Below are 26,722 nucleotides of genomic sequence, written 5' to 3' on the forward strand. Positions count from 1 at the left end.
CGGGCGGTATGTTCGAGAAGACGACGTGGATCAAGCTCCCGCGGAACGTCCTCGTCGGTCACGGCGTCCTCGACGACCTCTCGGCAGCGGTCGAGGAACTCTACCTCTCGGGGAGGCCGCTCGTGGTGACGAGTCCGACGCCGAACGAACTCGTCGGCGAGCGAGTCCGAGCGCAGTTCGACGTCGCCGGGACGATCGTGATCGAAACGGCGAGCTTCGACGCCGTCGAGCGCGTCGTCGACGCCGCGTCGGACGCAGACGCGGGCTACCTCGTCGCGCTCGGCGGCGGCAAGCCGATCGACACCGCGAAGATGGCGTCCGATCGGCTGGGCTGTGGGTTCATCTCGGTCCCGACCGCCGCCAGCCACGACGGGATCGTCTCGGGGCGTTCGTCGATCCCCGAGGGCGACACCCGCCACTCGGTCGCCGCCGACCCGCCGCTGGCGGTCGTCGCCGACACGGAGATCCTCGCAGAGGCCCCGTGGGAACTCACCACAGCGGGCTGTGCGGACATCATCTCGAACTACACCGCCGTCAAGGACTGGCAGCTCGCCCATCGGCTGAAGAACGTCGAATACAGCGAGTACGCGGGGGCGCTCTCGCAGATGACCGCGGAGATGCTCGTCGAGTCCGCCGACGCGATCAAACCCGGTTTCGAGGAGTCGGCGTGGCTCGTCGCGAAGGCGCTCGTCTCCTCCGGCGTCGCGATGTCGATTGCCGGGTCCTCGCGGCCCGCCTCGGGCGCTGAACACCTCGTCTCACATCAACTCGACCGACTCGTCCCCGGTCGGGCGCTCCACGGCCACCAGGTCGGCGTCGCGTCGATCGTGACGGAGTACCTCCACTCCGGCGAGCGCGGCGAGTGGGCCGACATTCGTAACGCCCTCGAAGCGATGGGCGCGCCGACGACCGCATCCGGACTGGGAATCGGCGACGACACGTTCCTGGAGGCGGTGACGACCGCGCACTCGATTCGCGACCGGTACACGATCCTCGGCGACGGCGTCAGCGAGGCGGCCGCTCGCGAGGCGGCGACGTTGACCGACGTGGTCTGAGCGTCGGCGCGTCGGCCGCTCGCGAGGCGGCGACGCGATCAACACGGTGACGGGCGATCCGTTCGGGGACGACCCGTTCCGAAGGACCGATTAGGAACGGCTGCCAACCCGAGGTATGGCAACCTCCAGCGCCGACAACGCGGCCAAACGTCACCCGCTCGCCGTGACCGGTTTGCTGTCCATCGTCGGATACGCGGCCGTCATCGGTACCTTTCTCGGTGCCGTCCCCGGGAGCGTGTTCCCGGAGCTATCGCTGTGGGAAGTGAATCGCCTCTCGGACGCGATCGCCGTCGTCAACGCCGCGAACGTCGTCGTGATCGCCGCGGGCTGGCGCTGGATCCGCCGCGACGACGTGCGAAAGCACGCTGCCGCGATGGTGACGTCGTTCCTCCTCATCCTCGTGTTTTTGGTTATGTATCTCACCAAAATCGGCGGCGGCGGCACGAAGGAGTTCGTGGGGCCGACGCTCGTGTACTACCCGTACCTGGCGATGCTCGCGATCCACATCGTGCTCTCGATCGTAGCGGTTCCGGTCGTGTTGTACGCGCTCGTGCTCGGCGCGACCCACTCGCCCGAGGAACTCAGGCGCGAGACGCCGCATCGACGCGTCGGCCGGATCGCGGCCTCGGCGTGGCTGTTCTCGCTCGCGCTCGGGGTGCTCACGTACCTCCTCCTCAACCACGCGTTCAGTTGGGAGTACGTCGAAGCCGCCGCGGCGGTTCTGGTCATCCGATGACTGCGGCGGTCCTTTTTATTCGATGACCGCGGCGGTTCTCTTCGTTCTCTGAACTCGACAACCACGCCCGTGTCACGCGATGGGATCGAGTGAATTCGGGGCGGGCACCGAATGTCGAGGATTTTTATCGCCGCGACGAAACCCACGGGTATGCGCGTCGCGTTCGTCTCGCTGTACACCGATCAACGGCGCTCCGACGGCGCGACGCAACGGCTTCGACGAGTCGCCGAACGGCTCGCCGCGCGCGGCCACGACGTCTTCATCTGCTGTGCGAAATGGTGGGAAGGGCCGATCGACGCCTTCGAACAGAACGGCGTCGAATACGTCGGCGTCGTCGAGACACCCGCAGTTCGGTCCTTCGCCTCAAGGCTCCCCTTCGCGCTTCGGCGCGTGTCGCCGGACGTGATTCACTGCACCAACAGCCCGCCCTCGCAGGTCGTCGCCGCCAAGACGGCCGCGAGGTTCCTTCGGGTGCCGGTCGTCGTCGACTGGTGGGCGCGCCGCGACGACGACACCGATCGGATGACCCGCCGCGCCGCGACCGGCGCGAACCGGGTGATCGCTCCCTCTCGGCTGGTCAAAACCGAGGCGCGCGAGTGCGGCGCGCCCGCGGATGCCGTCACGCTCGTCCCGGAGTCGATCGACTTCGACCTCGTTCGGGAGGCGGAGGTGGACAACCGTGCCGATCTCGTCTACGCCCGCCGACTCGACGAGCACGCGAACGCGGAGACCTTCCTGCTCGCCTTAGCGGAGCTCCGCGACCGCGAGTGGCGCGCGGTCGTCATCGGTGACGGGCCCGAGCGTGACGCCGTCGAGCGGACCGCGGCCGACCTCCGGATCGACGACCGCGTGTCCTTCCTCGGCGACCTCACGCCCGAGGAGTACGTGCCGATTCTGAAGGGCGCGCGCGTGTTCGCCCAGACGGCGACGGTCGAACCGTTCGCCCGAGAGCTGCTCTGGGCGCTCGCCTGCGGCTGCGTCGGGATCGTCGAGTACCAGGCCAGATCGAGCGCGCACGAGCTCGTCGAGAACTTCGACCGCGGCGTGCGCGTGACGAGCCCGCAGGAACTCGCCGACGAGGTCGCGGCCGCGGCCGCGCACGAACCGGCGTCGGTCAACGAGGCGTTCGCGGGTTACGATCACGAGCAGATACTCGAGTCGTTTCTGCGGATCTACCGGTCCGAGATCGACGAGTTCGGATTCTTCTGAAGCGAGCGAGCCGAACCGGTCGACCCGGGGAGTTTCCTACCCGCCCAACGTACGGGGAGGCGATGTCGAGTTCCCTCCACCTCGTCGTTCGATCGATCCACGTACTCGGGATGGCGATCGCCCTCGGCGGCTCCGTCCTCGCTTGGCAACTGCTCGGAAGCGACGATCAAGATCCGATTCCGTCGTTGCGCCGCTTCGAGTGGCTCTTCTGGGGCGCAATCGGGCTGCTGGTCGCCACGGGCGTCGGAAACCTCGGGACGCTCGGCCCACCGGGACCGTCGACCAGTTGGGGTGCCGTGTTGACCGCCAAGTTACTCGTCGTGTTCGCGCTCGTCGTCGGCTCGGCCGTCCGATCGCTTGCGGTGTTGCGCCTCCAAGACCGGGATCGAGCGGCGAGCGATCACGCACACGCTCGTCTCCGGACGCTGTACGCCGGGACCGCGTGGTCTCTCGTTCTGGTGGTCGCGCTCGCGGAGGTGCTCGCCCATGGGTGACTCCGCGAGTTGGTTCGAGGTCTGGGTCATCGGGACCGTTGATTTGGCGACGCTCTCGCTCGTCGCGCTTGTCTCCGCTCATCTCTCGGGAGGACTGTCGGGCGCGCTCGCGGGGCTGGGGACGGTCCCTGGGCTGCTGCTCTTCGGGTACCTGTGGTTCCTCGTCGTCGCCGCCGTGTGGTGGGTGCTGCGCGACGGGGGACTTCGAGAAGAGCGCGCGATCCGAACGCTCATCGTCCGTAGCGCGGGGGGCGGCGCACTCGCCGGGGGCGGGTTGATCGGCGGGGTCGCCCTCGTCGCCGGGATCGCCGTCGTTGTCACCGATGCGGCGTCTCTCACCGCCGTCGCGCTCATCGCCACGATCGGTGGAGTGGCCGCCGGGATCGTGGGCGCGATCGTCGGCGTCGTATTCGCCGCGATCAACGTCGCCCTCCAGTGGGTGAGCGAGCGGGCGGTGCCGACGGCGGAACGCGAGGACTACTCGTCGTCTTCGAGTTCGTAGTTGCCGCCGTACTTCATGAAGAAGAAGGCGAGGCCCAGCGTCGCCACCATCGCGAACGTCGTCGCGACGCCGAGGGTTTTCGCGGAATCCGGCACCTGCGGGACGTTCGCGGGTTCGGGCGTCGAAATCTCCTCGACGACGTCGATGGTCGCCTCCATGCCGGAGACCTGGTGCGGTTCGCAGTAGTACTCGTAGGTGCCGAGCGTCTCGAAGGTGTACTCGTAGGTGAACCCGGTGTTCTCGAGGCTCTCGGATCCCTCCCAATTGGCGTCTTCGGGCTGGTTCTCGACGACGATGTTGTGGTTGTCCGACTCCCAGACGAACTCGACGGTCGTCCCCGGGAGAATCTCCAGCGGTTCGTCGGTTCCGGGCGTGAACACGAGCGATCCGTCCGGACCGACGAGAACTTGCTCGGACCCGCCGCCTTCCTGTCCCGCAGCGGCACCAGTAGCACCGGCGACCGCAGCCGAACCGGCCGCCGCCGTGAGGAAGGCACGACGGGACATATCCGCGTTGCCGTCAGTCATACACGGGCGTTGGGAGTCGGCTGTAGTGAATACTTTGGTTTGTCTCTTTCGTCGGGGATGCACGGAGTGGGTCGGGTCGTCGCTGGCGGCAGTCGCAGTCCGTCGTCGGTGCGGTCGCAGTGCGGAACGATGCGGAACGATGCGGAACGATGCGGAGCGGTTGCAGTGTGGAACGATGCGGAGTAGTTGGGCGGTCGCGGGACGGTCCCAGTGCGGTGCGGTCCGCAAGCGGTTGTACCGCGTGGCTCGCCCCTGCGAGCCTCGCGGGTAGTTTTTCCCTCCAGGTTTTTGCGCGGAGGGTCCGCTGGACCCTCCGCAGTAAAAAGGTGGTTCCGCAACGCTTTTGCGCGTCGTCTGGCACGTCACGGCTATGGCAGACGTAGAGGCGGAGCTCCGCCAGCAGTTCATCGACGCGTTCAGTGGTGCCGACTTCCCGATCAGCAGCCAGATGGACCTCGTCCCCGCGCTCCCGAACGGTCCGGGCACGAAGTTCGAGGCGGGCGACGTCACGCTCACCGCGATGGAAATGGCCGCGAAGCTCGGTTCCCACCAGGACTTCCCCTACGACGACGTCGAAACGCTCGTCGACGACGTCATCGAGGGGCTTAAAGCCGAAGGGATGATCTGACAGTCCGAACGGCGGCCCGCTCGTGCGCGAAACCAAACGGATTCTCTGGGAGTCGTGGATCGATCGGTACGTCGACAGCGACGACCCTACGCCGCTTTTTGCAACGGTGGACGGCGACGGAGAACGTAGCGGAGACCGTCTCGGCGACGACGCCACTGACGGACCGCTGACCGTCGCGCTCACCGACTACGGCACCCGGCGAAAGCGGCCCGTACTCACACGGAGCGACGCGATGAACGCACGGCTTTTTGACGCCGTCGAAACCGTCGTCGAGGACCACGAGCGTCGAGAAGGCGACTACGACGGCATCGTGTATCTGATGTACGGGTTGGACGGATCGCGGGTAATACCGTACTACATCGGAAAATCCGGTATGTTCGGACGCGCAGACGGCCGCCTGAGCGCGAACTTACGGAACATTTCGGAGACGGGTGGCAAGTTCGCACGCTGGGGCTACGGCGACGCGTACCATCTCGGCGATCTGAGCGCCGCCGTCCTCGACGCTTGCGACGACATCGACACGACCAATCACAGCGATCCGAAGGGGAAGTATCGAAGGTGGGCGGCACAGTTGTTCGAGCCCAGAACGCATCGACTCCGCCAGCCGGTGTACTTCTGGGTCAGCCCGTGGGATCGCAGCGAGGGACCGTATCCCGACACGTATCCCTATCTGGCGGAGCTCGAATACCAACTCGTCGGCATCGCGTACGAACTGTTTCCGGAGACGCTCCTCAACACAGAGGGCGTCCCGAACAATCCAACAGAGTACGCCAAACTGCGCGGCTGGATCGACGACGAGCGGACCTCGTTGGACGATTTCGCGGACCAGGAGTGAACGGGGAGACATCGCGACGCGGTGAAACGGCGGCGACGATTCTTTCGGACCCACCCGAATGCTTTCGTCCGTATCGCCCGAACATGACGGTATGGCCCACGATATCGAGCGCTACCTCAACATACGGAGCGCCTACGGTGCGTCGTTCAGCGCGGACGACGAACTCGCCTTTCTGATGGATACGACGGGCGTACCGCAGGTGTGGACGCTTTCGGACCCGGGCGGCTGGCCCGAGCAGCGCACCTTCTTCGACGAGCGCGTGACGTTCGTGTCGTGGTCGCCCGAGCGCCCGGCGTTCGCCTTCGGAATGGACCGAGGGGGCGACGAACGCCAGCAGCTGTTTCACTACGACGTGTCGACAGGCGAGATCACGAACTGGACCACCGATCCGGACGCGAAGCACCGCTGGGGCGGCTGGAGCCACGACGGCGAGCGCATCGCGTTCGCCGCGAACCGTCGCGACGAGTCGGTGTTCGACATCTACGTGCAGGATCGCAGCGAGACGGGTACCGACGCGGAACTGGTCGCCGAGGGCGACGGCTGGCTGACGCTCGGCGGGTGGTCACCGGACAGCTCCCGGCTGATCGTCACGGAGGCGTACTCGAACTTCGATCAGGACGTCGCCGTCGTGGACGTCGAGACCGGCGAACTGACCGAGTTGACGCCGCACGACGGAACCGTCAGGTTCCAGAGCGCGACGTGGGGACCGGACGGCGACCACGTGTATTTCGTCTCCGACCGCGAGAGCGACACGCTCGACCTCTGGAGCGTCGACATCGACAGCGGGGCGTTCTCGCTCGTCGCGGCGGACGACGACTGGGAGATCGACGGCGTCGCCGTCGACGACGAGACCGGGCGGATCGCCTACTCGACGAACGTCGACGGGTACACCGAACTGACTGTGGGCGAGCTATCGACGCCGACGGCGATCGAGGTGACGGAGACACCCGAGCTCCCGCGGGGCGTCGCGGGGGGCATCGACTTCGACGCTGCGGGCGAGGGATTCGCGCTGACGGTGACGCGTCGCGGTGACACCGCGAACGTCTACGTCGGCGGCGGATCCACGGGCGAGACCGAGCGGTGGACGCGCGCCGCGACCGCCGGAATCCCGCTCGATTCGTTCGTCGAGCCCGAACTCGTCCACTACCCGACGTTCGACGGCCGCGAAATCCCCGCGTTCTTCTCGCTGCCGGAGACAGACACCGGCCACGGCGAAACGCCGGTGATCGTCGACATTCACGGCGGCCCCGAATCCCAGCGACGGCCCTCTTTCAGCGCGGTCACGCAGTACTTCCTCGCGAACGGCTACGCTGTCTTCGAGCCGAACGTCAGAGGCTCTGCGGGCTACGGCAAGGCCTACGGCCACCTTGACGATGTCGAAAAGCGGATGGATTCCGTCGCGGACATCGAAGCCGCCGTGGAGTGGCTCCACGACCACCCCGCCGTCGATTCCGATCGAATCGTCGCGATGGGCGGCTCCTATGGCGGGTTTATGGTCCTCGCAGCGATGACCGAGTATCCGGACCTGTGGGCCGCGGGGATCGACATCGTCGGCATCGCGAACTTCGTGACGTTCCTCGAAAACACCGGCGAGTGGCGTCGAGAGCTCCGCGAGGCCGAGTACGGGTCCTTAGCCGACGACAGGGAGTTCCTCGAATCCATCTCGCCGCTCACCACCATCGATTCGATCCGCGCGCCGCTGTTCGTCCTGCACGGCGAGAACGACCCCCGCGTCCCCGTCTCGGAGGCGCACCAACTCGTCGAAGCCGCGAGGGAACACGTCCCGGTGCGTGAACGCATCTTCGAGGACGAGGGTCACGGATTTACGAAGCTCGAAAACCGTGTCCGCGCCTACGAGGAGATCGTCGAGTTCCTCGCCGAGCACGTCGAGTAAGCTACTGTCGGAATACATATGTTATACAACCGAATGGTTGTGAGGATTTCAGACGACCACTGAATCGATTTTCCAGCGGCTGTGCGTCGGAGGGAAGCGAAAAGTGAATCATAATCATCAGAAAATCGAACGTCTTAATGTGTTGACGAACAAGAAGGTGAGATATGACGGGAGATCCGACTGGAGGGCGCGTGCTCGTCGTCGTTCCGTCGGAGTGGGTGCAACCGAGCGGGGGGGAACCCGGCGTCCAGGAGGAGAGAGAACCGACTCACGGAGACGGGGAATCGACCCAGGGAGAGAGAGGGTCGACAACGGGTACCGGGGGCACCGACTCCGACGCGTCCAACGTGGATGATTTCTGTCGTGGCGGGAGTTCAGCCCCGAAACCGAGCGAGCGCACGCACCCACAGGAGCGATCTGACGAGAGCAGCGACCGGCGATATGCCGACGAAAGCGACTACCAGCGACATACCGACGAGAACGGCGACCGGCGACATACAGGAAGGGGATCAGCGGATTCAGACGGTCCACTCCGAGATAGTTGTGATCCGAGCCGAGTTATCTCGGAACTCGAGGAGCGACTCTCCGTCGACGTAGTGATGCGCTGTACGGAAACAGCGATCGAGTACGTCGAGGAACTCGGGCCGACCCTCGAATGCGTCGTCGTCCTCGTCGACGACAGACAGTTGCTTCACGCGCTCGTCGCGGCGGGGTCGGTTCCGACGATCGTCTGCCAGCCGCCGATCGTCGGCCGTATCGACGAGGGGGCTACCGAGGCGGATTCGATCGAGACGCTTATCGAATACGTCCAGGCCGAGATCCAACGGGAATGCGTCGAAAACGATCTTCAGGAGTCCAACGCGCGATTGACTGCACTGAGTCACTACGCCGAGGATATCACCGCCTGTGAGACAGTCGAGGCCGTCGTCGAGCGGACCGTCGAGGCGACCATCGACGCGCTCGCGTTCGATTACTGTGTCGTCCTTCTCGCCGAGGATACGCTGCTCGTTCCGCGGGCGTCGACCCTCCCGGACCCGCCCGCGAGCCCCTGCGGCGTTTCGGAGGGGATCGCCGGACGGACCTTAGCGCGGGGGAAATCTGAGATCGTTCCGGATATGCAGACCGATCCGGACGCGATACCGGAACACGACGAGTTGCACGCGGTGCTGAGCGTTCCGATCGCCGACCACGGCGTGATCCAGGTCGTTTCGAGCGATTACGACGCGTTCGACGACCGCGACAGGGAGTTCGTCGAAATTCTCGCGGGCTACACCCGAGAGGCCCTCGAACGAATCGGGAGAGAGGTGACGCTCCGAAGGGAACGCGATCGACTCCACGCGTTCTTCAGCGACTTCCCCTCGCCAGCGATCTACGTCGAGCGACGGGGCGGGGTAACCGTCGTCGAAGAGGCCAACCACGCGTATAGCGAACACTTCGGCGGTCTCGAACCGGGCCAACAACTCGCCGATGTCGTACAGACCGACGCCGAATTCGAGCAGTACCAGCACGCGTTCGATACGGGAACCGTTTCGACCGGAAGTGCGGAGCGAACGACCACAAACGGGGGGACAGAGACGTTCGCGCTCCGCATCATTCCCGTATCACGCCCCACCGTCCACGAATGCGCCTACGGGATCTACGTCGGCGACAGGACCACCAAAGCGTTCGAATCCGTCCAGTGAGCACACGCCAGACAATCCAGTCGCACGCCAGATGATTGTGACACCTCTCGGTAGCGCGACCGAGAGCCCGGAAAGACCGCAGCAGCGGTAGAACCAAACCGGCAGACGTCGAACGCTGGGGTATGAGTGCTGACACCGATCCCGAACGGCGGCACCGGCCGATTCGGAGTCTCGTCGCGAAAGTCGGGCTCGACGGCCACGACCGTGGCGCACACGTCATCTCTCGGGCGTTTCGAGACGCGGGATTCGAGGTCGTCTACTCGGGGCTCCACCGCGCTCCCGAGGAAGTCGTGCAGGCGGCCGTCCAAGAGGACGTCGACGTTCTCGGTCTCTCGATCCTCTCGGGCGCACACAACACGCTCGTTCCGGCGGTCATCGAGGGCTTGCAGTCCTACGACGCGTTCGACGAGATGCTTCTCATCGTCGGCGGGATCGTCCCGGACGAAGACCGCGAACGCTTGCGCGAGATGGGGGTCGACGCGATTTTCGGTCCCGGTACCCCGATGCGAGACACGATCGAGTTCGTCAGAGAGAACGCACCGCGGCGAGAATGATGACCGACGACGACTCCGGGCAGACGGGAACATCGGAGCGCAACGACCGACTCGTGAACGCGCTGCTCGACGGTGAACACCGGGCGCTGGCGAGAGCGATCACCCGGATCGAGAACCGCGAACCCGGGTACCGCGATCTCGTCTCTCGGTTGTACGAACACGCGGGCTCGGCGCGCGTCGTCGGGATCACCGGAAGCCCGGGAGCCGGGAAATCGACGCTGGTGGACAAACTGGCTGCCGCGTATCGCGAGCGCGGCGAGACAGTCGGCGTCATCGCCGTCGATCCGTCGTCGCCGTTTTCGGGGGGGGCCGTCCTCGGCGACCGAATCCGAATGGGCTCGACTGTCGGCGATATGGACGTGTTCGTCCGGTCGATGAGCGCGCGGGGTCGGCTCGGGGGGGTATCGACCGCGACGACCGACGCGATCACGGCGCTGGACGCCTTCGGCAAGGACGTCGTCGTCGTCGAGACCGTCGGCGCGGGACAGAGCGAGGTCGACGTCGTCCGAACGGCGGACACGGTCGCGGTGCTCGTCCAGCCGGGCAGCGGCGACGATGTTCAGATGTTGAAGGCCGGAATCCTCGAAATCGGGGACGTCTTCGTCGTCAACAAGGCCGATATGGACGGGATCGAGCGGACGGTGGCGGAACTGACGGAGATGATCCACCGGCGATCGGACGGGCAGTCGCACGCCGACCCGGACGAACCTGCTGTGAACGACGCCTCGTGGCAGCCACCCGTCGTGGAGACGGTCGCGACCGCGGGCACGGGAATCGACGACCTCCTCGCGGCGCTCGACGACCACGCCGCGTACTTGACGCGCTCAGCCGAGGGTGAGCGACGGGAACTCGATCGGATCGCAGAGGAACTCAGACGACTCGTGCGAAACGACGGGAACGAGTTGCTGGAGGCCGAAATCCGCCGTCGCGGCGGGATCGAGACGCTGGCGCGTCGCGTCCGTGACGGCGAAACCGATCCGTACGCCGTCGCCGAATCGATCCTCGAACCGCTCCGCGACTGTCTCGGACCCGGTGAGACAGCGACCGAAGCGGAGGGATCCGCGCCGGAACGAGAGTGACCACGGGCGGATCCTCCCGACGTTCGTGCCAGTAGGCTGAAACCGACCGCGACCGTATCAGGAGTATGCGCCTTCGCTCGCTCGCCGCCGGTGTCGCGCTCGGCATCGGTGCCACCGCCGTCGCGAACGCCGTCCTGAGACGGAACGCGGCGGAGCTCGAACCGCCGCTCGACGGGACGCAGAACACGGTCGAGTGGAACGGGATCGACGTCCGATACGCCGAAGCGGGCGACCCCGCCGATCGAGATCTCGTACTCTTACACGGCATCAACGCCGCGGGATCGAGTGGGGAGTTCCGGGCCGTCTTCGACGCTCTCGCCGAGGAGTACCACGTGATCGCCCCCGACCTCCCGGGTTTCGGCACCTCCGATCGCCCGCCGCTTCGGTACTCCGCGACGCTGTATGAGGAGTTCGTCTGCGACTTCGTCGCTCGGTTCGATCGCCCGGCCGTCGTCGCCTCCTCGCTCACCGGCGCGTATCTGGCCGCCGGTGCCGCACACCTCGACCTCTCGTCGGTCGTCCTCGTCTGCCCAACGGCGCGGGGCGGTCCCGACCGCAACCTCCCCGTCAGGGAACTCCTCCGCGCGCCGCTCGTCGGCGAGGCGCTGTTCAACGCGCTCGCCTCGAAGCCGTCGATACGGTACTTCAACGCCGACCACGGCTACTACGATCCCGAGCGCGTGAGCGAGTCGTGGATCGATTACGAGTGGCGGACCGCCCATCAGCCGAACGCGCGCTTCGCACCCGCGTCGTTCGTCAGCGGCTTTCTGAACAGCGACGTCGACCTCGAAGCCGCGCTCGCGGCCGTCGACGCACCGGTGACGCTCGTCTGGGGCCGCGAGGCCGAGATCACGCCGCTGCAGCGGGGCAGAGCGCTTGCGGAAGCCGCGGACTGCCGACTCGTCGTGATCGACGACGCGAAACTGCTCCCGCACGTCGAATTCCCCGCCGCGTTCGTCGATGTCGTCCGCGACGCCATCGAGGAATAATCGGACCTCGGGACGTGTGCGGCGTAACCGACCGTCAAAAGAATGCTCCGCGTGGCTACCGGAACCGCTGGGTCTTTTTCCCCGGCGGTGTACCGACGGGTATGCGCGAAGTCGAGTCCGAGGAGATGGGGTGCGATCGGACGAGGAGACGCCCGTGAGCCTGCGCTGCCTCGTCGTCGGAGACGACGGCTCGACGGACGGCGTCACCGACGCGCTCGGCGCGCGCGACGACGTTCGCGAGGACGTCGTCGCGATACGCGAGATTGTCGAGAGCGGCGACGAAACAACTGGTGTCGACGCCGTCTTCGCCGTCGGTTTCGAGGCGCTTTCGGCACTCGCCTCGCGGCGGGTCGATTGCCCGATCGTCCCCCTCGGCGTCGACAGCGGCCGCTACGATATCGCGGGCGGGGATATGACCGCGGTCGTCGACGCCCTCCGGGAGGACGTGTTCGAGATCGCACGGCATCCAGTTCTCGACGTCGATGTCGACGGCGAATCGGCGGGGTACGCAGTCGCCGACGTGACGCTGATGACGGCCGATCCGGCACGGATCTCGGAGTATTCGGTTTCGACGGCGGACCGGTGGACTGAGACCGTTCGATCGGACGGCGTCGTCGTCGCCACGCCGCTGGGAAGTACCGGCTACGCGCGCGCAGTCGGCGGCCCGGTGCTCGCTCCGGAGACGGGGCTCGTTTGCCTCCCCGTGTCGCCCTACGCGATGAACCCCGACGCGTGGGTGCTTCGGGAGCCGATCACGCTCTCGGTCGAGCGCGACGAAGCCGACGTATCGCTGCACTTCGACGACGAGGTCGTCCGCTCGGTCCCGACGAACGTTCCCGTCACCGTGTCGGTCGCCCGAGAGCTGTCGCTCGTCCGTCCACAGCTGTCCGAGGACGACTGAGCGATCTCATACGGGTGCGTCGCCTCGCATTGAATCACCCCGGTGCCACCCGGTGGAGCGCTACCACCGGGGGACAGCGACAACCGTCCGCCTCAGACGATCGAGTTCCAGAGCGGCTCGATGAGGAAGAAGAAGCTCTGGTAGCTCGCGTACAGGAGCGCAAACACCGACGCGCCGATCGCCGCAGTCGGCCGTTCGAGCGACTTGGACTTCGAGCGCGCCTCGACGAGGCGGGACTCGAACTCGAAGAAGTCAGAGATGAACACCGACAGCGCGAGGATCGACATTACCATCCCGCCGTGCGGTTCGATGATCATATAGACGAACGAGGAGAGCACGAGTCCCAGATTGGTCGCGGTGTGCGGCAGCCAGCGACTGACCGACCCGTCTTCGTCACCGGATTCGACCTGCGAGCGGTGCCGCCGGTGCTGGAGCAGGCGCGTCAGAATGTTGAGGATGACGAAACCGAAGACCACGAGCGGGATGATAGGCTCGAGTGCGTCCAACGCATCGAGTGGGACGAGGAACTGTAGCGGTTGCATACCCGACGTTGGGTACAGGACTCATTAGAGTTTTTCCAATCCGATGCGGGAGCAATGGGTGGAAAACCGCAGAAATGACATATCCGGTCGCAGGCTGGCGACGGAACGAAGTCGGCGGAAGTTACTGGGCGCGCTCTTGGAGCTTTTCGCGGGCCTGCCGAATGACGGGGATGACGACCCAGAACGTGAGCGCGCCGATGATGGTGAACCAGAAGAATGCGTCCATGAGCATCACGCCGAGCGTGTCGAACATCGTCGCGGAGTCGCCGAGCGACACCGGCGAGACGAGTTGTTCCTGGCTCTCGAAGCTCGGTGTGCGGTACCAACCCGCGAGGATCATCCACCCGAGACCTGCTGCCGTGAAGATACCCAGCCCTTTGATGAACTCGTCAGCCATTGGTATCTGAATCTTCACCGGAGTCCTCTTGAGACTTTCCCATTCCGCGGGCGCGAAACCGCGTTCCGATCACGTACACCCCGGCACCGAACGTGATGATGGCCAGCCCCAGGGCCGCGAATGCAGTGCTCAACAGTCCGTCACCGATCGTAAGGCCCACGGCGGCGAGCGCGCCCCGGACGATGTTTCCCAGAAAACTCACGTTCAGCGTCGCCGCGTCGAGCAGCATAAATCCGAGTACGACGCTCACCACGGCGATGAGGGTGGAGAACACGGTCACGGTCTTGTACAGTCGCATCGGGACGACGACGTCGCGACCGCGTCGGCCGTCCTCGTCGCCTTCGCTACCGCGCGCAGTCGACGCCACCCCACTCTGCGTGGTCGACGCCTCCGTCTCCTTGAGCGGCTCGGGCGACGCCTCCGTCTCTCGGGGCGGCTCAGTCGACGCTTCCGTCTCCCGGGAGGGCTCAGTCGACCCCGCGGGGCCCGCTCTCGAATCGTCATCACTCATTGGCGGCCATTCGGCCCGACGGGACATGATCCTTTTCGTGTCGGTCGCGAGCGGGTGCGTCGCTCAGGGGTGAGGAAAATCGATCGAAAGCGGGAGAGCTGAACGTGCGGTACCGCTATTTCGGCGGCCGAAGCCGGTAGTAGCGGCGATTGAGGTCGTACATATACCCTTCGCGCATCGTCTTCAGCACCGCCCAAGTGATGAACCCGCCGACGATCGGAAGCAGGAACGTCAGGTCGAACGCGAGGTTGACGTTCATCGGCAGGAGGTTCTTCGCGGAGTAGACGCTGATCGTGAGCGCGAAGATGACGCCGCCGACGCCGATGGCGGCCCAGAAGGGCTGCTCGACCGGCCGCCGCGCGCTCCCCTTGTTGAGGAAGGGGACGATCGCGATGAAGCCGACCACGACGACGTTCGCGAGGACGCCGTACATCCGGTCGGACATCAGTTTCTGCCCGCCAAGGATCGACAGTTCGGGATTCAGCGGACCGAGCTTGAGCAGGCCGAACGACCAGTACAGATACCAGTCGGGGAGGATGATCGCGGGCGTGCTCGAGGGGTTCGCCGGGTCGCCGATGTGCGGCGGAAGCGTCGCGGACAGGAACAGCAGCATTCCCACGAAGAAGCTGGCGATGGCCAGGTTTCGAATGATCTCGTGGGGCCACGTCGGGAACGCGAGCACGTCGCGTTCGACGTAGTCTGACTCCTGTCTGAGGTCCTGGTCTTCGCGACGGGACCGCTCGAAGTACTCGTAGGTCAGCTGTGAGAGGCCCTGCGTGCGTTCTTTGCGCTCGCGCCACGTCGGGGTCTCGTCGTCGGGAGCGACGATGCCGCTGCCGTCGGCGCGGACGTCGTCGGTTGATGTGTTTTCGTCGGTCATTGAGTTAGTGGGGTTCCGCGATGCCCTGCACCCACACGATACCGATGTGGATGGCGATGAGCGCCGTCACCACGAACGGGAGCAGGAACACGTGGAGGATGTACATTCGTTGCAGCGTCGCCTGGCTCAGCGAGAAGCCCCCGAACAGGAGCTGTGCGGCCCATTCGCCGACGAGCGGAACGGACAGCGCCATCTCCACGCCGATCTGTCCCGCCCAGTAGGCGAGCTGATCCCACGGGAGCAGGTAGCCGGTGTACCCGAACACCATTGTCAGGCTGATCAGGACGATGCCGAGCAGCCAGTTCAACTCGCGAGGCTCCTTGTACGCCCCGGTGAAGTACACGCGGAGCATGTGGAGGAACACCGCCGCGACCATCACCTGCGCCGACCAGCGGTGGATCGACCGCAGCATAAACCCGAACTGGAGGTCCTGCATAATGAACGCGATGGAGTTGTAGGCGGTCGAGGGATCGCCGGTCGTCGCCGGGGAGTAGTAGAACCCGAGCAGCGCGCCGCTGATGGCGGCGACGACGTACGCGAGCGTGGAGAACAGCCCCAGCGTGTACAGGGGGTACCAGTACCAGAACTTGTTGTCCAGGTTGTACTGTTCGGTGTGGCTCTTCGGCATCTGGAGGTTGACCCGGTAATAAAGGGTCTCGAGCAGTTCCAGATAGTCGACGATGCGGAGTCGCTTGTCGAGCCAGATGAGCGAGGTGAGGAAGATCGACTCCACGGGAGTCAGATCCTTCTCCTTCATCCAGCCCTTGTGGTCGTACTCGTCTTTCTTTTCGAGGCTCATGGTTATCGCTTGTAGTAGGGGTAGACCGCACGCTTGACGTGATCCCACGCGCCGTCAGCGAACGGCACGCCGTCGACCTCCTCTTCGCGCACGTAGAGATCTTCCCACTTGCGGCGTCGTTTCTTGACGATCACGACGTCCGGAAGAAACTCCTTGCGGTACATCGCGAGGATGAACGCGAGGTCGATGAAAATGACCGCCAGCACGGCCCCGAGGTACATATTACCCGTGTCGGTCAGTCCCCATCCGGAGAGCAGACCGTACGTGAACAGGAACACGAAAATGACCTCGATGATCGTGAGCAGCACGATCGCGATCGCCGCGGCAGTGCTCTCTCGCGCCGGTTCGTACCGGTGGATGTCGCCGTAGGTACTCCCGCTCGATGACATTGTCAGTTTCTCCCGGTCCCCGTGTGCGGGGACTCACCGTATTTCAGGATGTAGAACGTGAAGATCACCGTCACGAGGATCCCGAGGATCGTCGCCGCGCCGACCCAGTGGGCGTGAATCGGGACGCCGAGATCGTGCAGTTCCTTCTCGCCGCCGCCACCGCCGCCGGCGTTGGGGTTTTCGGTGACCTCGATCGTGGCTTCCATCCCCGACACTCGGTGCGGTTCGCAGTAGTACTCGTAGGTGCCGAGCGTCTCGAAGGTGTACTCGTAGGTGAACCCGGTGTTCTCGAGGGGTTCATGTCCCTCCCAGTTGGCATCTTCGGGCTGGCTGTCGACGATGATGTTGTGGTTGTCCGACTCCCAGACGAACTCGACGGTCGTCCCGGGAGCGATCTGTAGCGGTTCGTCAGTACCGGGCGTGAACACGAGCGATCCGTCGGGGCCGACGAGGACCTCTTCGGTTCCGCCTCCGCCGCCGGAGCCGCTTTCGGTCCCCGTTCCGGTTCCGGTCCCAGTGTCGGTTCCGGTTGCCGTGCCGGTGGCTGTTCCACCCTCGGTCTCGGTCTCCTGGGCGGCACCGAGTCCGGCGGTGGCAGAGGCCGTCGTGGCAGCAGCAGGGACGCTCGCTGCTCGCAGAAAGTCCCGCCTCTTCATACGGTTCGACGTCAGGATGGAGCGCGCTTAAACCCACCGACTCCCCCCTCACAGCGGACGCTCGGAGTCGGTTCCGTCGTCCGCTGTTTCCGCGGGGTCGGAGGCGTCTCCCCCGTCGATCGCTTCGGCCTCAGTGGAGGGACCGCCTTCCTCTTCGGCCCTCCCAGCCGTCGGTCTGTCAGGAAGGAACTCGGGGCGCTCATCTTTGACGGCTTCGAGGGCGCGAAGTCGATTGCGGAACTCCCGCGTTCGAAACCGGTCCGAGAGGCGCGCGTTCGCGACGACCAGGAACAGGAAGAACCCGATGACGAGAAACCCGATCGCGGCGATCGGCGCGACGATCGTCGAGAGCGACGGCAGCGCGATCCACGCGACGAGCAGACCGAGTCCGACCACCATCTGCGCGGCGGCGACGATCTGGAGCATCAGGTTGCCGAACTCGCCGCTGCCCTCGACGATTTCGTCGGGGTCCGGAAGCGACGCGTCTTCCGGCGCGTCCATCAGTTCGTAGCTCTCCATCGAGCAGAGCGCGACGGTCGGCTTGACGTCCCGAAGGACCGTTCCCTCGCCCTCGACGCTCCCGTCGGCGTGGACGATCGCATAGCCCTCGTCGGAGTAGGCCACGACCCGGTCGTCGCCCGCTCGAACTCGCTCGACGACGGCGAATATCTCGCGAATCGCGACCCGCGCGTTCAGTTCCTGTTCGACCCGATCGAGGAGTTCCTCGCCGACGATCCACGTGTCGGGGTCGAACACGGCCTCCCACTCGTCGAGGCTCATCTCGGCCATCTCCTGCGGGCCGAAGTCGTCGAAGTCGTAGGTTTTCTCCACTTGGCGGCGGAGCGCATCGAGATCCGCCGACTCCGAGGGGGATTTCGAGGCCGATTGCGCGTCTCCCGCAGTCGGCGACCCATCTTCATCTCCCGTAGTCGACGACCCATCTTCATCTCCCGCAGTCGACGACCCACCACCATCCCCCGTAGTCGACGCACTCGCCTCGTCCATCGACCCGTCTGGCGCGCGGGGATCGGATCGACCCTCGGTCGCGTCCGACTCCTCGGAGGACTCCGTCATTTCCCGGCTATTGGATCGGCACACTCCTTAGGGTAACGGTTTTTCTCACCACCACGAGTAAGTCGGACACTTTACCCGCCGGGAGTCCGAACGTCGGGCGATGGTATCCGAGTCGGCCATCGCGACGGTCGCCGCGCTGATGGTCACGGCCAGTCTACCGTTTTACCTCTACGGCGCGTGGATTATGATCGACGCCGACACCGTCAGCTGGGGCGTGCTGATCTACCACCTGAAGTTCATCGTTCCCGGACTGGTCCTCACCACGGTCCCGGTCGTCGGATGGATGCTCCCGCGACTGCTCGACCAACTCGGCGGCGTGATCGTCCTCCACGCGATTTTGGGCTTGCAGGCGTACGCGCTCTTGGTACTCGCGCTGACAGGCATCGTCCGGATCATCCACGTGAAGCGCGCCGCCGACCTCTACGATGACCCCGGTCAGGACGTCGATCTCGACGAACTCCATCCGGATATGAGTGCGTGGCGGGGTCGACTGCGGATCGGCGTCTTCGGATACGTGATCTTCTGGATTCTCGCGTGGCTGCTCGGCGTGTATCAGTACCTCGGGCGATACGTGCTCGGGTAGCCGTCGGCGTTCAGGTGTTCAGACGCCCCTTCAACCCCACGCCTCACCCGACGCGAGATCGACGCCGCCGTCGAGCTTCGACGAGGGACAGATGTCTTCGAGAACGCACGCCTCGCAGTCGGGGTTGCGCGCCGTGCACACCGCGCGACCGTGACTGATGAACAGATGCGTGAACTGCTGCCAGTCCGATTCGGGGACGAGCGCCATCAGCTCGCGTTCGATCTTCGTCGGCGTCTCCTCCTCGGCGATGCCGAGCCGACGCGAGATCCGCTGGACGTGTGTGTCGACGACAATTCCCTCGACAACGTCGTGACCGTGCTGTAACACGACGTTCGCGGTCTTGCGGCCGACGCCCGAGAGCTCGGTGAGTTCGGCCATCGTGTCCGGCACCTCGCCGTCGTGTTCTTCGAGCAGAGTCTCGCCGATCGACTTCAGATATCCGGCCTTGTTGTTGTGGAACGTGATCCCGTAGATGTCGTCTGCGAGCTGTTCCTCATCGGCCGCGGCGTAGTCCGCCGCGCTTTGATACGTCTCGAACAGCTCCTCGGTCACCTGATTGACCCGCTCGTCTGTGCACTGCGCCGAGAGCACGACGGCGACGAGCAGCTCCAGCCGGGTCGTGAAATTCAGCGAGATCGTCGAGTCGGGGTACTCCTCGTAGAGCCGGTCGAGAACCTCCGCGACCTGTGCTTCGCGATCGGAACGCGGCGTGCCCATACCCGGGCATCGATTGCGGCGGTGTTGATACTGTCGAAGGCGGTCGAATGGGGGGAGTGAACGCCGCTTCGCCGCGCGGTCGGGCGGGATCGTATCACCCGGTTCGATCGTATCAGTCGGGGCGACCGTCTCAGTCGTCGGCGCTCGATTCGATCGCCGCGAGCGACGCGTCGGCGACGCGGTCGACCGACGACCGGTTGCTCGTCGGGTCCTTCTCGACGGTCACGAGGTCGTCCGCGGCGGCGACGAGGTCGTCGTCGTGGCTCACGATGAGGATCTGGGCGACGCCCAGCCGACGCATCTCCTCGACTAAGTCCACCAGCCGGGAAACGTGCCCCGAGTCGAGGAAGACCGTCGGCTCGTCGAGAATGAGCGGCGGCATCGGCGCGGCGCCCTCGATGCCCTCCGCGAGCAGTCGGTAGATCGCACAGCGCAGTGAGAGGTTGAACAGCGCGCGCTCGCCGCCGGAAAGCTGCTCGGGATCGAGCGCGGTACCGTCCTTCTGGAAGACCGTCAGTTCGTACTCGTCGTCGAGGCGGATCCGCGAGTACGCGTCGTTGGCGTAGACGAGGTCGAACGTCTCGTTGAGCATCCGTTCGAGGGTCTCGACGTTCCGCCGCCGAAGCTCGGCCCGCAGGTCGCTGTACGTCGATTCGAGCGTGGAAATCTCGCCGTGGAGCGACTCCAGGGCGTCGACCCGCTCGGCGATTCGCTCTCGATCTTCCCGTAGGGATTCCAACTCCGAGATCGACGTCTTCACGCCGCCGACGTCGCTCTGGAGCGCGTTACGCCGCTCGCGGAGTTCGGCGAGTTTCTCGGCGACGTTGCTCAGGTATTCCTCCGCTTCGGCCTTGTTTTCTCTCGCCGTTTCGACGCGCGCCTCGTCGACCGCCTCGGCGAGTTCCTCGCGCCGCTCGCGCTTCTCCTGAAGGTACTCCCGACGCTCGTCGTTCCGCTCTGCGAGCGTCTGTCGGCGCTCCCGAAGCCGGTCGATCTCCGATTCCGCGTCGTCGATCGTCGATCGGAGACGCTCGACCCGATCGAGTCGCTCGCGTGCGGTCTCGATCTCGTCGAGATCCGCTTCGAGCGACGCGACGCGCTCGTCGGCCTCCGCAGCCGTCGCCGACTGTGTCTCCGCCGCTTCGCGCTTTTCGACCGCCCGTTCGTCGAGGTCGGTCGCTTCCTCGCGGAGCGACTCGGCCTCCGAGCCGCGTTCGTCGGCCGTCTCGCGCGCGTCCTCGATGCTGTCTTCGATCAGCGATCGCTTCTCCCGGAGGTTCTGCAGCCGCGTCTCGGCGTCGCCGAGCGACTCGGCGCGCTCCAGATCCGATTCGAGTTCGTCCACCCCCGCACGGAAGTCGTCGAGGTCGGATTCGAGGTCGGCGATCTCCGTCTCGTACTCGCCGATCGCGTCGACGTGCGGCGACTCCTCGACCGGCTGACCGCACTCCGGGCACTTCCCCTCCGCGCGGAGTTCCCGCGCCTCGTCGAGGCGGTCTCGGACCGACGACAGTTCCGCCTGCGTCGTCGCGACCCGTTCGCGCGCCTCCCGAAGCGACGCTTGCACCGAGTCGCGGTGTGCGGCCGCCTCCCCGACACTCACCGGTGCGTCATCGAACTGCGCGCGGAGCGAGTCCGTCTCGCCGTCGAGCGCGTCCAGTTCGTCGGTGCGGTTCTCCACTCGCTCCGCCGCGGCGGCGGCGGTCGATGCGGCCTCGCTGGCGCGATCTCGCAACTCCGCGGCGCGTTCTTCGAACTCGTCGGCGCGCTCGGCCAGCTTCTCAGCCTGGTTCGACAGCATCGTCTCGCGCTGGCGGGCGTCTGCGAGATCCTCGCGAAGCTCCGTCTCCCGTTCGTCGAGTACCTCCCGGCGGGCCTCCAGCGCGTCGACGTCAACCGCGGCGGCGGTCGTCGCGTCCAGCTCGGTCGCCGCCGCCGCGGTTTCGAGCTCGGTTTCGACGTCGTCGATCCGGTCGCGCGCCTCGACGATCGCCTCTCGGAGCTCGTCGCGTTCGGACTCGTCTGACTGGATCGTCTCTCGGAGGTCGGCGATGTCCTCCTCGATGCCGTCGAGCTTCGCCCGCGTCTCCTCGTAGGATTCCAGGATCTCTTCGGCGTCCGCGAGCGTCTCCTCCGCGCGCGCCTCGTTCCCCTCGAAGCGCTCGATTTCGTCTTCGACCTCGGTCAGCTCGGTCTCCAGTTCGTTCAACCGCGCGTGGAGGTCGGCGTCCTCCTTGGCCTCGATCTGGGAGTCGAGCTTCGCGAGCGCGCCCTTCGTCTCCGAGCGGACGTCCTCGACGCCGAGGCGCGCCCGACTGGCCCGCTCGCGGTATTCCTCTAACTTCCCCAGTTGCAGCAGGTCGTCGATGGTGTCCTGCCGCTGGGCGGGCGTGGCGTTGATGAGCTTGTTCACCTCGCCCTGTCGAACGTACGCGCAGTTGACGAACGCCTCCGCGTCCATCCGGAGGAGGTCGGTGACGAACGCGCGGACGTCGGTCGCGCCGTCGACCGCGATGTCCGGGCCTTCGAGCGTGCAGGTGATCGTCTGAATCCGGTCGCCGGAGCGCCGCAGCTCCCGCTCGATGCGGAACGTCTCCCCCTCGTGAACGAACTGCAGCGAGATTTCGGCCTCGTCCTCACCGGTCGTCACGACGTCGTCGAGCGTCTCGTCGAGCGCGTGTGCGCCGTAGAGCGCGAAGAAACACGCTTCGAGGAGCGAAGACTTCCCGCTGCCGTTCAGCCCGTGAATGACGGTGACGCCGTCGCGGAGGTCGAGATCCGCGTCCGCGTACGGCTTGAAGTTCTTCAGGTGGAGCCGCTCGAAGCGCATCTAGAAGTCCTCCATCGTCACTTGCCCGTCGGTCGGAGTCGACGCCGACCCCTCGGCCGGTTCAGGTGGCTCATTCTCACTGGTCTCCGCGTTCTCATCGGTCGCAGGGTTCGAGTCTGCGTCGCCTCCGCCGCCGTCGTCAGCGTCTACTTCATCCGTCGCATCCGTGTCGTTGCCTTCGTCGGCGTCTCCGTCACCATCGGCCACGGAACCAACGTCTTCGTCGTCAGCGGCCGCATCGTCGCCATCGGGCGCGTCCGGCGCGGGAGCGAACGCGTCTCGCTCCTCGTCGAGCAGGGTAGCCACCCGGTCTTCGACGACCTCACGGACGTTCGAGTCGGCCGTCTTGCTCGCGCGGATCGTCTCGTCGACGTCGAGCGCGGCCGAGGAGAGGCCCAGTTCGCGGACGCGCTCCTCGACGGCGTCGTCGGGGTCGGCGAAGGAGACGTCGACGGAGGCCTCGACGTCCCGCTCGCGGCGGTCGGTGACGCGGGCGATCAGCGCGCCGCGGTCCGTGAGCGATTCCTCGATCGACGCGGGCGTCACCGGCTCGCCCTCGCCGAGGATCTCGACGACGACGACCGCGTCGTCGACCTCGCGCTGTCGGAGTTGCTCGCGGACGCGCCCGGGCCCCTCGCCCGCGGCCAATTCGACGGGGACGAAGACGAACTCGCGCGTGTCGAGCGTTCGCCGCCGGATGTCGACCGCGGCTGCTTCCGACGCACCGAACTCGATGAGGTTGTAGCCGCGCGGCTCTTTTTCGGCGGCGCTGGCGCGCTCCGTCGACCCGCAGTAGGTCACCCACGTGTCGGCGACGGTCTCGACGCCCGGCGCGTGGTTATCCCCGAGGAGCACCGCGTCGAAGTCGATGTTCGAGCGCTCCAGGACGGTCTCGGTCTCCCAGTCGGCGTAGGCGAAGGGGGTGAACAGCCCGTGGCTCACGAGCGCCGCGCGGGTCGCGTCGTGGGGCTCGAACGAATAGTCGAGGTCCTCGCGCCGCGATTTCGGGACGTGATCGAGGCCGTAAAAGGCCGTCTCGCCGACGAGCCGGGGTTCCGCGCCGAGTCGCTCGGCGAGGCCGAGGTTCTCGAAGAGGTCGAGCCACTGCCCGCCGCGCGTCGATTCGTGGTTTCCCACGACCGCGAGAAACGGGATTCCCGTCTCCCTGAGTCGTCGGAGGACGCGGATCGTGCCGAGGAGGTCGCGCAGTTCCGGTCGCCTGTCGTGGAACAGGTCGCCCGCGTGGACGACGGCGTCGACGTCGTCCTCGATGGCGTCGTCGACCACCTGCTCGAACGCGTCGAGGAAGTCCGCGCGGCGCGTCGGCGAGTGGTACTGCTGGTACCCGAGGTGGGTGTCGCCGGTGTGGATCACCCGTGTCATCTGTCCCCTGATTGATCGCTCCGTCCTAAAACCGTTCCGCGACCGGAGCGGAAGTGGTCGCCACCGGCGCGTTCGCCTCCCCATCTAGGGCGGCCGAAAGCCCACGGAGCGTCTCGCGTGCCTCTTGCCCGCGCCGCGTCGCCTCGCGCGCGCCGCGCCGATCGGCCGCCGCAATAGCCGCCTCCAACTCGGCGATTCGGCCGTCGCGCAGAAACCGGGCCGCCGTTCGGGCGCACGAAGTGGCCGTTTCAGCGTCGCTGACGACCTCGTCGATACGCCGGTAAGAAGGTGCATCCGTCGAGCGGATCGGCGTCCGGGACGGCGCCGTGCCGTCAGTGAGCGCGCGGAGCGACCGGCGGACGGTTCTCGACGGCGGTGCGCCGGTCGCAGAGCGGGAGTCGGTCACGGAGAGGATAGCGTCGTAATCGCACTTGAACGTTCGGCGGTGGAGGCCCGACGGTTCGGCGGTGGGGACTAGACCGTTCAGCGGTGCGGTCGCGGGCGTACGGCCGTCTCGGCTCCGCTCACACGACGGAACTCTGTGCGTCCCGCCCAGGTCCGCTCACAGATTCAGCGTGTACAGCCGTTTCCTCGCGTCGGTGAACGAAAAGCGCGAGTCGACCGCGCCAGCGTCTTCGAGTCGGGCGAGGGCGTAGCGAACCGTCCGCGGCGGGAGGAGCGTCTCCTCGGCGAGTTGGCTCTGCGTCAGCGTCTCGTTGTAGTCGAGTACCTTCGCGACCAGTTTCGCGCTCGGCGGCATCTCGCGCACCGGTTCCCAGCGGTCGGTCGACGCCTCTTCGGGGGCGAGTGCCTCGGTGGTGCTCATTCGTACCTCTCACTGTGGGATGTAGCTTGATAATATTTTCTGTATTAGATTATTACTCTAAAGAATTTCATCGAGGGCTCGGTCCACCGACGACATCGAGTCGGCACCGTTCGAGGTCGAATGAACGCCGTCGTTACTCGGATTGACTCCGTTCGTAGAACACCTTCGCTCACATGGACTCCGTCCGTAGAACCGGTTTCGACCGCGCGCTCACTGCTAGCGTTTCGTCCACCCGAAGTCTCTTATGAAACCACATCCTACGGTGGGTGATGACTGACACTGTGGACGACGTCGAGCTTCCCTACGACGAGGAGGCGACGTCGCAGCAGGAGAAGATCCAAGCGCTCAGAGAGCGGTTGGACATTCTCGAGTCCCAAAACGAGGAGATGCGGGACAAACTTCTGGACGCGAACGCCGAGAATAACAAGTACCAGCAGAAACTCGAGCGGCTGACCCACGAGAACAAGAAACTCAAGCAGTCGCCGCTGTTCGTCGCGACGGTGCAGGAACTCACCGACGACGGCGTCGTGATCAAACAGCACGGCAACAATCAGGAGGCGCTCACGGAAGTGACAGACGAGATGCGCGAGGACCTCGAACCCGACGCGCGCGTCGCCGTCAACAACTCGCTTTCAGTCGTGAAGCGCCTCGACAACGAGACAGACGTGCGCGCTCGGGTGATGCAGGTCGATCACAGCCCGGACGTCACCTATGCCGACATCGGCGGCCTCGAAGAGCAGATGCAGGAAGTGCGCGAAACCGTCGAGATGCCGCTGGAATCGCCGGAAATGTTCGAGCAGGTCGGGATCCAGCCGCCGTCCGGCGTGCTGCTCTACGGCCCGCCCGGAACGGGAAAGACGATGCTCGCGAAGGCCGTCGCGAACCAGACCGACGCGACGTTCATCAAGATGGCGGGCTCCGAACTCGTCCACAAGTTCATCGGCGAGGGCGCGAAGCTGGTCCGGGACCTCTTCGAGGTGGCCCGCGAGAACGAGCCCGCCGTCCTGTTCATCGACGAGATCGACGCGATCGCCTCGAAGCGGACGGACTCGAAAACGTCGGGTGACGCGGAGGTCCAGCGGACGATGATGCAACTGCTGTCCGAGATGGACGGCTTCGACGACCGCGGCGACATCCGCATCATCGCCGCCACGAACCGCTTCGATATGCTCGATGAGGCGATCCTCCGGCCGGGTCGCTTCGACCGACTCATCGAGGTGCCGAAGCCGACCCAGGAGGGTCGCGCGCTCATCTTCCAGATCCACACGCGCGATATGAACGTCGACGACGATGTCGACTTCGAGCATCTCGCCGAACTTGCGGACGACGCCTCTGGCGCGGACATCAAGGCGGTCTGTACGGAGGCCGGGATGTTCGCCATCCGCGACGACAGGACGGAGATCACGATGGCGGACTTCCTCGAGGCGTGGGAGAAGATCCAGTCCGACGCCGTCGACGAGGGGACCGCGAGCCGCGCGTTCGCCTGATCGCTGGCACGCATCGATCCGCCGAAGAACCGTTCTATTCCGATTTCTGATCTGGGTCAATAGCCCCCGAGCGGAGCGACTCGACCGCTCGGCGCGTCTCCTCGGTCGCGTCGTAGCCGCGTTCGCCGTACACTGTCGCCTCCTCGATGAGCCGCGCCGCCCGAAGTTCAGAGAGGCGACCGTGGAGATCCGACTCACACAGCGAGTACGCGTCGAGGAGTTCGACGACCGAAATCGGCCCCCGGTCGGCGAGTTCGACAAGCAGCCCCAGCGACTGCTCGTCGTGCGCGGCGGTGACGAGGCGGCGCGTCGCTTTCGGGATGCCGCTCGCCGCGACGGAGAGCGGCGCGGCATCGCCCGCATCGAACCGCAGCGTCTCGTTCGGGAGGTACCGCTCCTCGCCGGTCGCCGGATCTCGCACGCGACTCGACTCCGCGGAGCGCTTCACGAGCAGGTAGGGGTCGCCGTCGGCGTCGCGGACGGTCTGCATAGTCGACGAGTGGACCGTCAGGCGCTTATCGGTTGCGTTGGCGCCGAACGGGCGAGAGAAGCATAATCGATCA

General features: G+C 65.7%; 30 protein-coding genes. 15 read left to right on the plus strand and 15 right to left on the minus strand.

From position 1 onward, the window contains the following. Positions 1 to 8: 8 nt before the first annotated feature. From FJT57_RS03460 to FJT57_RS03480, 5 genes are all read left to right on the plus strand, one after another. Complete coding sequence (locus tag FJT57_RS03460; RefSeq protein ID WP_144901710.1) at positions 9 to 1,055, plus strand: NAD(P)-dependent glycerol-1-phosphate dehydrogenase; 1,047 nt, start codon at positions 9 to 11, stop codon at positions 1,053 to 1,055. Between the two features lie 115 nt (positions 1,056 to 1,170). Continuing rightward, on the plus strand, positions 1,171 to 1,791 hold the full coding sequence (locus FJT57_RS03465) for a DUF420 domain-containing protein (protein WP_144901712.1): 621 nt from the start codon (positions 1,171 to 1,173) through the stop codon (positions 1,789 to 1,791). Between the two features lie 150 nt (positions 1,792 to 1,941). Continuing rightward, positions 1,942 to 3,000, plus strand: coding sequence for a glycosyltransferase (locus FJT57_RS03470; protein ID WP_144901714.1), 1,059 nt, complete (start codon positions 1,942 to 1,944; stop codon positions 2,998 to 3,000). Positions 3,001 to 3,062: 62 nt separating this feature from the next. After that, complete coding sequence (locus FJT57_RS03475; protein ID WP_144901716.1) at positions 3,063 to 3,494, plus strand: CopD family protein; 432 nt, start codon at positions 3,063 to 3,065, stop codon at positions 3,492 to 3,494. Further along, positions 3,487 to 3,996, plus strand: a complete 510-nt coding sequence (locus tag FJT57_RS03480; protein ID WP_144901718.1) for a hypothetical protein — start codon at positions 3,487 to 3,489, stop codon at positions 3,994 to 3,996. Before FJT57_RS03475 ends, FJT57_RS03480 begins: the two co-directional genes overlap by 8 nt. On the opposite strand, the gene FJT57_RS03485 is transcribed toward FJT57_RS03480, so the two are convergent. Continuing rightward, positions 3,972 to 4,523: a plastocyanin/azurin family copper-binding protein gene (locus tag FJT57_RS03485; protein WP_144901720.1), complete on the minus strand. Its 552-nt coding sequence runs from the start codon at positions 4,521 to 4,523 to the stop codon at positions 3,972 to 3,974. The genes FJT57_RS03480 and FJT57_RS03485 overlap by 25 nt on opposite strands. A gap of 370 nt (positions 4,524 to 4,893) precedes the next feature. Here FJT57_RS03485 and FJT57_RS03490 point away from each other — a divergent pair, with 370 nt between their 5' ends. The 8 genes from FJT57_RS03490 to FJT57_RS16885 all read left to right on the plus strand — a co-directional run bounded on the left by FJT57_RS03490 (position 4,894) and on the right by FJT57_RS16885 (position 13,085). Beyond that, a complete protein-coding gene (locus FJT57_RS03490; RefSeq protein WP_144901722.1) occupies positions 4,894 to 5,151 on the plus strand; it encodes an MTH865 family protein in 258 nt (85 codons plus the stop codon). A gap of 22 nt (positions 5,152 to 5,173) precedes the next feature. Further along, the gene (locus FJT57_RS03495) at positions 5,174 to 5,986 is read left to right on the plus strand and encodes a hypothetical protein (protein ID WP_144901724.1); all 813 of its coding nucleotides are present in this window, start codon (positions 5,174 to 5,176) and stop codon (positions 5,984 to 5,986) included. A gap of 91 nt (positions 5,987 to 6,077) precedes the next feature. Continuing rightward, entirely contained in the window at positions 6,078 to 7,880 is a 1,803-nt protein-coding gene (locus FJT57_RS03500) for a S9 family peptidase (RefSeq protein ID WP_144901726.1), read from the plus strand. A 164-nt stretch (positions 7,881 to 8,044) separates the two neighbouring features. Continuing rightward, positions 8,045 to 9,562: a GAF domain-containing protein gene (locus FJT57_RS03505; RefSeq protein WP_144901728.1), complete on the plus strand. Its 1,518-nt coding sequence runs from the start codon at positions 8,045 to 8,047 to the stop codon at positions 9,560 to 9,562. 122 nt (positions 9,563 to 9,684) lie between these two features. Further along, complete coding sequence (locus FJT57_RS03510; protein WP_144901730.1) at positions 9,685 to 10,116, plus strand: cobalamin B12-binding domain-containing protein; 432 nt, start codon at positions 9,685 to 9,687, stop codon at positions 10,114 to 10,116. Beyond that, positions 10,116 to 11,195: a methylmalonyl Co-A mutase-associated GTPase MeaB gene (gene meaB, locus FJT57_RS03515; RefSeq protein WP_144901732.1), complete on the plus strand. Its 1,080-nt coding sequence runs from the start codon at positions 10,116 to 10,118 to the stop codon at positions 11,193 to 11,195. Before FJT57_RS03510 ends, meaB begins: the two co-directional genes overlap by 1 nt. Before the next feature lie 65 nt (positions 11,196 to 11,260). Then, entirely contained in the window at positions 11,261 to 12,184 is a 924-nt protein-coding gene (locus tag FJT57_RS03520) for an alpha/beta fold hydrolase (protein ID WP_144901734.1), read from the plus strand. Between the two features lie 130 nt (positions 12,185 to 12,314). Next, positions 12,315 to 13,085, plus strand: a complete 771-nt coding sequence (locus FJT57_RS16885; protein WP_238993890.1) for an NAD(+)/NADH kinase — start codon at positions 12,315 to 12,317, stop codon at positions 13,083 to 13,085. 92 nt (positions 13,086 to 13,177) lie between these two features. On the opposite strand, the gene FJT57_RS03530 is transcribed toward FJT57_RS16885, so the two are convergent. From FJT57_RS03530 to FJT57_RS03565, 8 genes are all read right to left on the minus strand, one after another. Next, complete coding sequence (locus FJT57_RS03530; RefSeq protein ID WP_144901736.1) at positions 13,178 to 13,627, minus strand: DUF7313 family protein; 450 nt, start codon at positions 13,625 to 13,627, stop codon at positions 13,178 to 13,180. A 121-nt stretch (positions 13,628 to 13,748) separates the two neighbouring features. Next, on the minus strand, positions 13,749 to 14,024 hold the full coding sequence (locus FJT57_RS03535) for a DUF7314 family protein (RefSeq protein WP_144901739.1): 276 nt from the start codon (positions 14,022 to 14,024) through the stop codon (positions 13,749 to 13,751). Continuing rightward, positions 14,017 to 14,391, minus strand: coding sequence for a DUF7315 family membrane protein (locus FJT57_RS03540; RefSeq protein WP_144902539.1), 375 nt, complete (start codon positions 14,389 to 14,391; stop codon positions 14,017 to 14,019). The genes FJT57_RS03535 and FJT57_RS03540 overlap by 8 nt, the downstream gene beginning before the upstream one ends. Positions 14,392 to 14,650: 259 nt before the next feature. Next, complete coding sequence (locus FJT57_RS03545; protein WP_144901741.1) at positions 14,651 to 15,415, minus strand: cytochrome b family protein; 765 nt, start codon at positions 15,413 to 15,415, stop codon at positions 14,651 to 14,653. 4 nt (positions 15,416 to 15,419) lie between these two features. Further along, complete coding sequence (locus tag FJT57_RS03550) at positions 15,420 to 16,214, minus strand: cytochrome b (RefSeq protein ID WP_144901744.1); 795 nt, start codon at positions 16,212 to 16,214, stop codon at positions 15,420 to 15,422. A 2-nt stretch (positions 16,215 to 16,216) separates the two neighbouring features. Then, positions 16,217 to 16,603, minus strand: a complete 387-nt coding sequence (locus tag FJT57_RS03555; RefSeq protein WP_144901746.1) for a DUF7318 family protein — start codon at positions 16,601 to 16,603, stop codon at positions 16,217 to 16,219. Positions 16,604 to 16,605: 2 nt separating this feature from the next. Then, positions 16,606 to 17,259: a plastocyanin/azurin family copper-binding protein gene (locus tag FJT57_RS03560; RefSeq protein ID WP_144901749.1), complete on the minus strand. Its 654-nt coding sequence runs from the start codon at positions 17,257 to 17,259 to the stop codon at positions 16,606 to 16,608. A 48-nt stretch (positions 17,260 to 17,307) separates the two neighbouring features. Then, positions 17,308 to 18,333: a DUF7319 domain-containing protein gene (locus FJT57_RS03565; protein ID WP_238993891.1), complete on the minus strand. Its 1,026-nt coding sequence runs from the start codon at positions 18,331 to 18,333 to the stop codon at positions 17,308 to 17,310. Positions 18,334 to 18,433: 100 nt separating this feature from the next. On the opposite strand from FJT57_RS03565, the gene FJT57_RS03570 reads away from it, so the two are divergent. Continuing rightward, complete coding sequence (locus FJT57_RS03570; RefSeq protein WP_144901751.1) at positions 18,434 to 18,916, plus strand: DUF7321 family protein; 483 nt, start codon at positions 18,434 to 18,436, stop codon at positions 18,914 to 18,916. Positions 18,917 to 18,946: 30 nt separating this feature from the next. Here the strand turns inward: FJT57_RS03570 and nth are convergent, their stop codons facing one another. The 5 genes from nth to FJT57_RS03595 all read right to left on the minus strand — a co-directional run bounded on the left by nth (position 18,947) and on the right by FJT57_RS03595 (position 24,672). Beyond that, the gene (nth, locus tag FJT57_RS03575) at positions 18,947 to 19,633 is read right to left on the minus strand and encodes an endonuclease III (protein ID WP_144901753.1); all 687 of its coding nucleotides are present in this window, start codon (positions 19,631 to 19,633) and stop codon (positions 18,947 to 18,949) included. A gap of 130 nt (positions 19,634 to 19,763) precedes the next feature. After that, complete coding sequence (gene rad50 / locus FJT57_RS03580) at positions 19,764 to 22,463, minus strand: DNA double-strand break repair ATPase Rad50 (RefSeq protein ID WP_144901755.1); 2,700 nt, start codon at positions 22,461 to 22,463, stop codon at positions 19,764 to 19,766. After that, complete coding sequence (gene mre11 / locus FJT57_RS03585) at positions 22,464 to 23,846, minus strand: DNA double-strand break repair protein Mre11 (RefSeq protein WP_144901758.1); 1,383 nt, start codon at positions 23,844 to 23,846, stop codon at positions 22,464 to 22,466. Between the two features lie 25 nt (positions 23,847 to 23,871). Continuing rightward, on the minus strand, positions 23,872 to 24,252 hold the full coding sequence (locus tag FJT57_RS03590) for a hypothetical protein (RefSeq protein WP_144901760.1): 381 nt from the start codon (positions 24,250 to 24,252) through the stop codon (positions 23,872 to 23,874). A 156-nt stretch (positions 24,253 to 24,408) separates the two neighbouring features. Then, positions 24,409 to 24,672, minus strand: coding sequence for a MarR family transcriptional regulator (locus tag FJT57_RS03595; RefSeq protein WP_144901761.1), 264 nt, complete (start codon positions 24,670 to 24,672; stop codon positions 24,409 to 24,411). A 269-nt stretch (positions 24,673 to 24,941) separates the two neighbouring features. On the opposite strand from FJT57_RS03595, the gene pan1 reads away from it, so the two are divergent. Next, the gene (gene pan1, locus FJT57_RS03600) at positions 24,942 to 26,159 is read left to right on the plus strand and encodes a proteasome-activating nucleotidase Pan1 (protein WP_144901763.1); all 1,218 of its coding nucleotides are present in this window, start codon (positions 24,942 to 24,944) and stop codon (positions 26,157 to 26,159) included. A 34-nt stretch (positions 26,160 to 26,193) separates the two neighbouring features. Here pan1 and FJT57_RS03605 read toward each other — a convergent pair whose 3' ends face one another. After that, the gene (locus tag FJT57_RS03605; protein WP_144901765.1) at positions 26,194 to 26,649 is read right to left on the minus strand and encodes a DUF7346 family protein; all 456 of its coding nucleotides are present in this window, start codon (positions 26,647 to 26,649) and stop codon (positions 26,194 to 26,196) included. Positions 26,650 to 26,722: the final 73 nt, after the last annotated feature.

It is taken from the genome of Halobellus captivus, from assembly GCF_007655485.1.
Classification (GTDB): domain Archaea; phylum Halobacteriota; class Halobacteria; order Halobacteriales; family Haloferacaceae; genus Haloquadratum; species Haloquadratum captivum.

Coding starts and splice junctions, on each gene's coding strand:
- FJT57_RS03460 (WP_144901710.1), top strand. CDS start 9: ATGTTCGAGAAGACGACGTGGATCAAGCTCCCGCGGAACGTCCTCGTC.
- FJT57_RS03465 (WP_144901712.1), top strand. CDS start 1,171: ATGGCAACCTCCAGCGCCGACAACGCGGCCAAACGTCACCCGCTCGCC.
- FJT57_RS03470 (WP_144901714.1), top strand. CDS start 1,942: ATGCGCGTCGCGTTCGTCTCGCTGTACACCGATCAACGGCGCTCCGAC.
- FJT57_RS03475 (WP_144901716.1), top strand. CDS start 3,063: ATGTCGAGTTCCCTCCACCTCGTCGTTCGATCGATCCACGTACTCGGG.
- FJT57_RS03480 (WP_144901718.1), top strand. CDS start 3,487: ATGGGTGACTCCGCGAGTTGGTTCGAGGTCTGGGTCATCGGGACCGTT.
- FJT57_RS03485 (WP_144901720.1), bottom strand. CDS start 4,523: ATGACTGACGGCAACGCGGATATGTCCCGTCGTGCCTTCCTCACGGCG.
- FJT57_RS03490 (WP_144901722.1), top strand. CDS start 4,894: ATGGCAGACGTAGAGGCGGAGCTCCGCCAGCAGTTCATCGACGCGTTC.
- FJT57_RS03500 (WP_144901726.1), top strand. CDS start 6,078: ATGGCCCACGATATCGAGCGCTACCTCAACATACGGAGCGCCTACGGT.
- FJT57_RS03505 (WP_144901728.1), top strand. CDS start 8,045: ATGACGGGAGATCCGACTGGAGGGCGCGTGCTCGTCGTCGTTCCGTCG.
- FJT57_RS03510 (WP_144901730.1), top strand. CDS start 9,685: ATGAGTGCTGACACCGATCCCGAACGGCGGCACCGGCCGATTCGGAGT.
- meaB (WP_144901732.1), top strand. CDS start 10,116: ATGACCGACGACGACTCCGGGCAGACGGGAACATCGGAGCGCAACGAC.
- FJT57_RS03520 (WP_144901734.1), top strand. CDS start 11,261: ATGCGCCTTCGCTCGCTCGCCGCCGGTGTCGCGCTCGGCATCGGTGCC.
- FJT57_RS03530 (WP_144901736.1), bottom strand. CDS start 13,627: ATGCAACCGCTACAGTTCCTCGTCCCACTCGATGCGTTGGACGCACTC.
- FJT57_RS03535 (WP_144901739.1), bottom strand. CDS start 14,024: ATGGCTGACGAGTTCATCAAAGGGCTGGGTATCTTCACGGCAGCAGGT.
- FJT57_RS03545 (WP_144901741.1), bottom strand. CDS start 15,415: ATGACCGACGAAAACACATCAACCGACGACGTCCGCGCCGACGGCAGC.
- FJT57_RS03550 (WP_144901744.1), bottom strand. CDS start 16,214: ATGAGCCTCGAAAAGAAAGACGAGTACGACCACAAGGGCTGGATGAAG.
- FJT57_RS03555 (WP_144901746.1), bottom strand. CDS start 16,603: ATGTCATCGAGCGGGAGTACCTACGGCGACATCCACCGGTACGAACCG.
- FJT57_RS03560 (WP_144901749.1), bottom strand. CDS start 17,259: ATGAAGAGGCGGGACTTTCTGCGAGCAGCGAGCGTCCCTGCTGCTGCC.
- FJT57_RS03565 (WP_238993891.1), bottom strand. CDS start 18,333: ATGACGGAGTCCTCCGAGGAGTCGGACGCGACCGAGGGTCGATCCGAT.
- FJT57_RS03570 (WP_144901751.1), top strand. CDS start 18,434: ATGGTATCCGAGTCGGCCATCGCGACGGTCGCCGCGCTGATGGTCACG.
- nth (WP_144901753.1), bottom strand. CDS start 19,633: ATGGGCACGCCGCGTTCCGATCGCGAAGCACAGGTCGCGGAGGTTCTC.
- rad50 (WP_144901755.1), bottom strand. CDS start 22,463: ATGCGCTTCGAGCGGCTCCACCTGAAGAACTTCAAGCCGTACGCGGAC.
- mre11 (WP_144901758.1), bottom strand. CDS start 23,846: ATGACACGGGTGATCCACACCGGCGACACCCACCTCGGGTACCAGCAG.
- FJT57_RS03595 (WP_144901761.1), bottom strand. CDS start 24,672: ATGAGCACCACCGAGGCACTCGCCCCCGAAGAGGCGTCGACCGACCGC.
- pan1 (WP_144901763.1), top strand. CDS start 24,942: ATGACTGACACTGTGGACGACGTCGAGCTTCCCTACGACGAGGAGGCG.
- FJT57_RS03605 (WP_144901765.1), bottom strand. CDS start 26,649: ATGCAGACCGTCCGCGACGCCGACGGCGACCCCTACCTGCTCGTGAAG.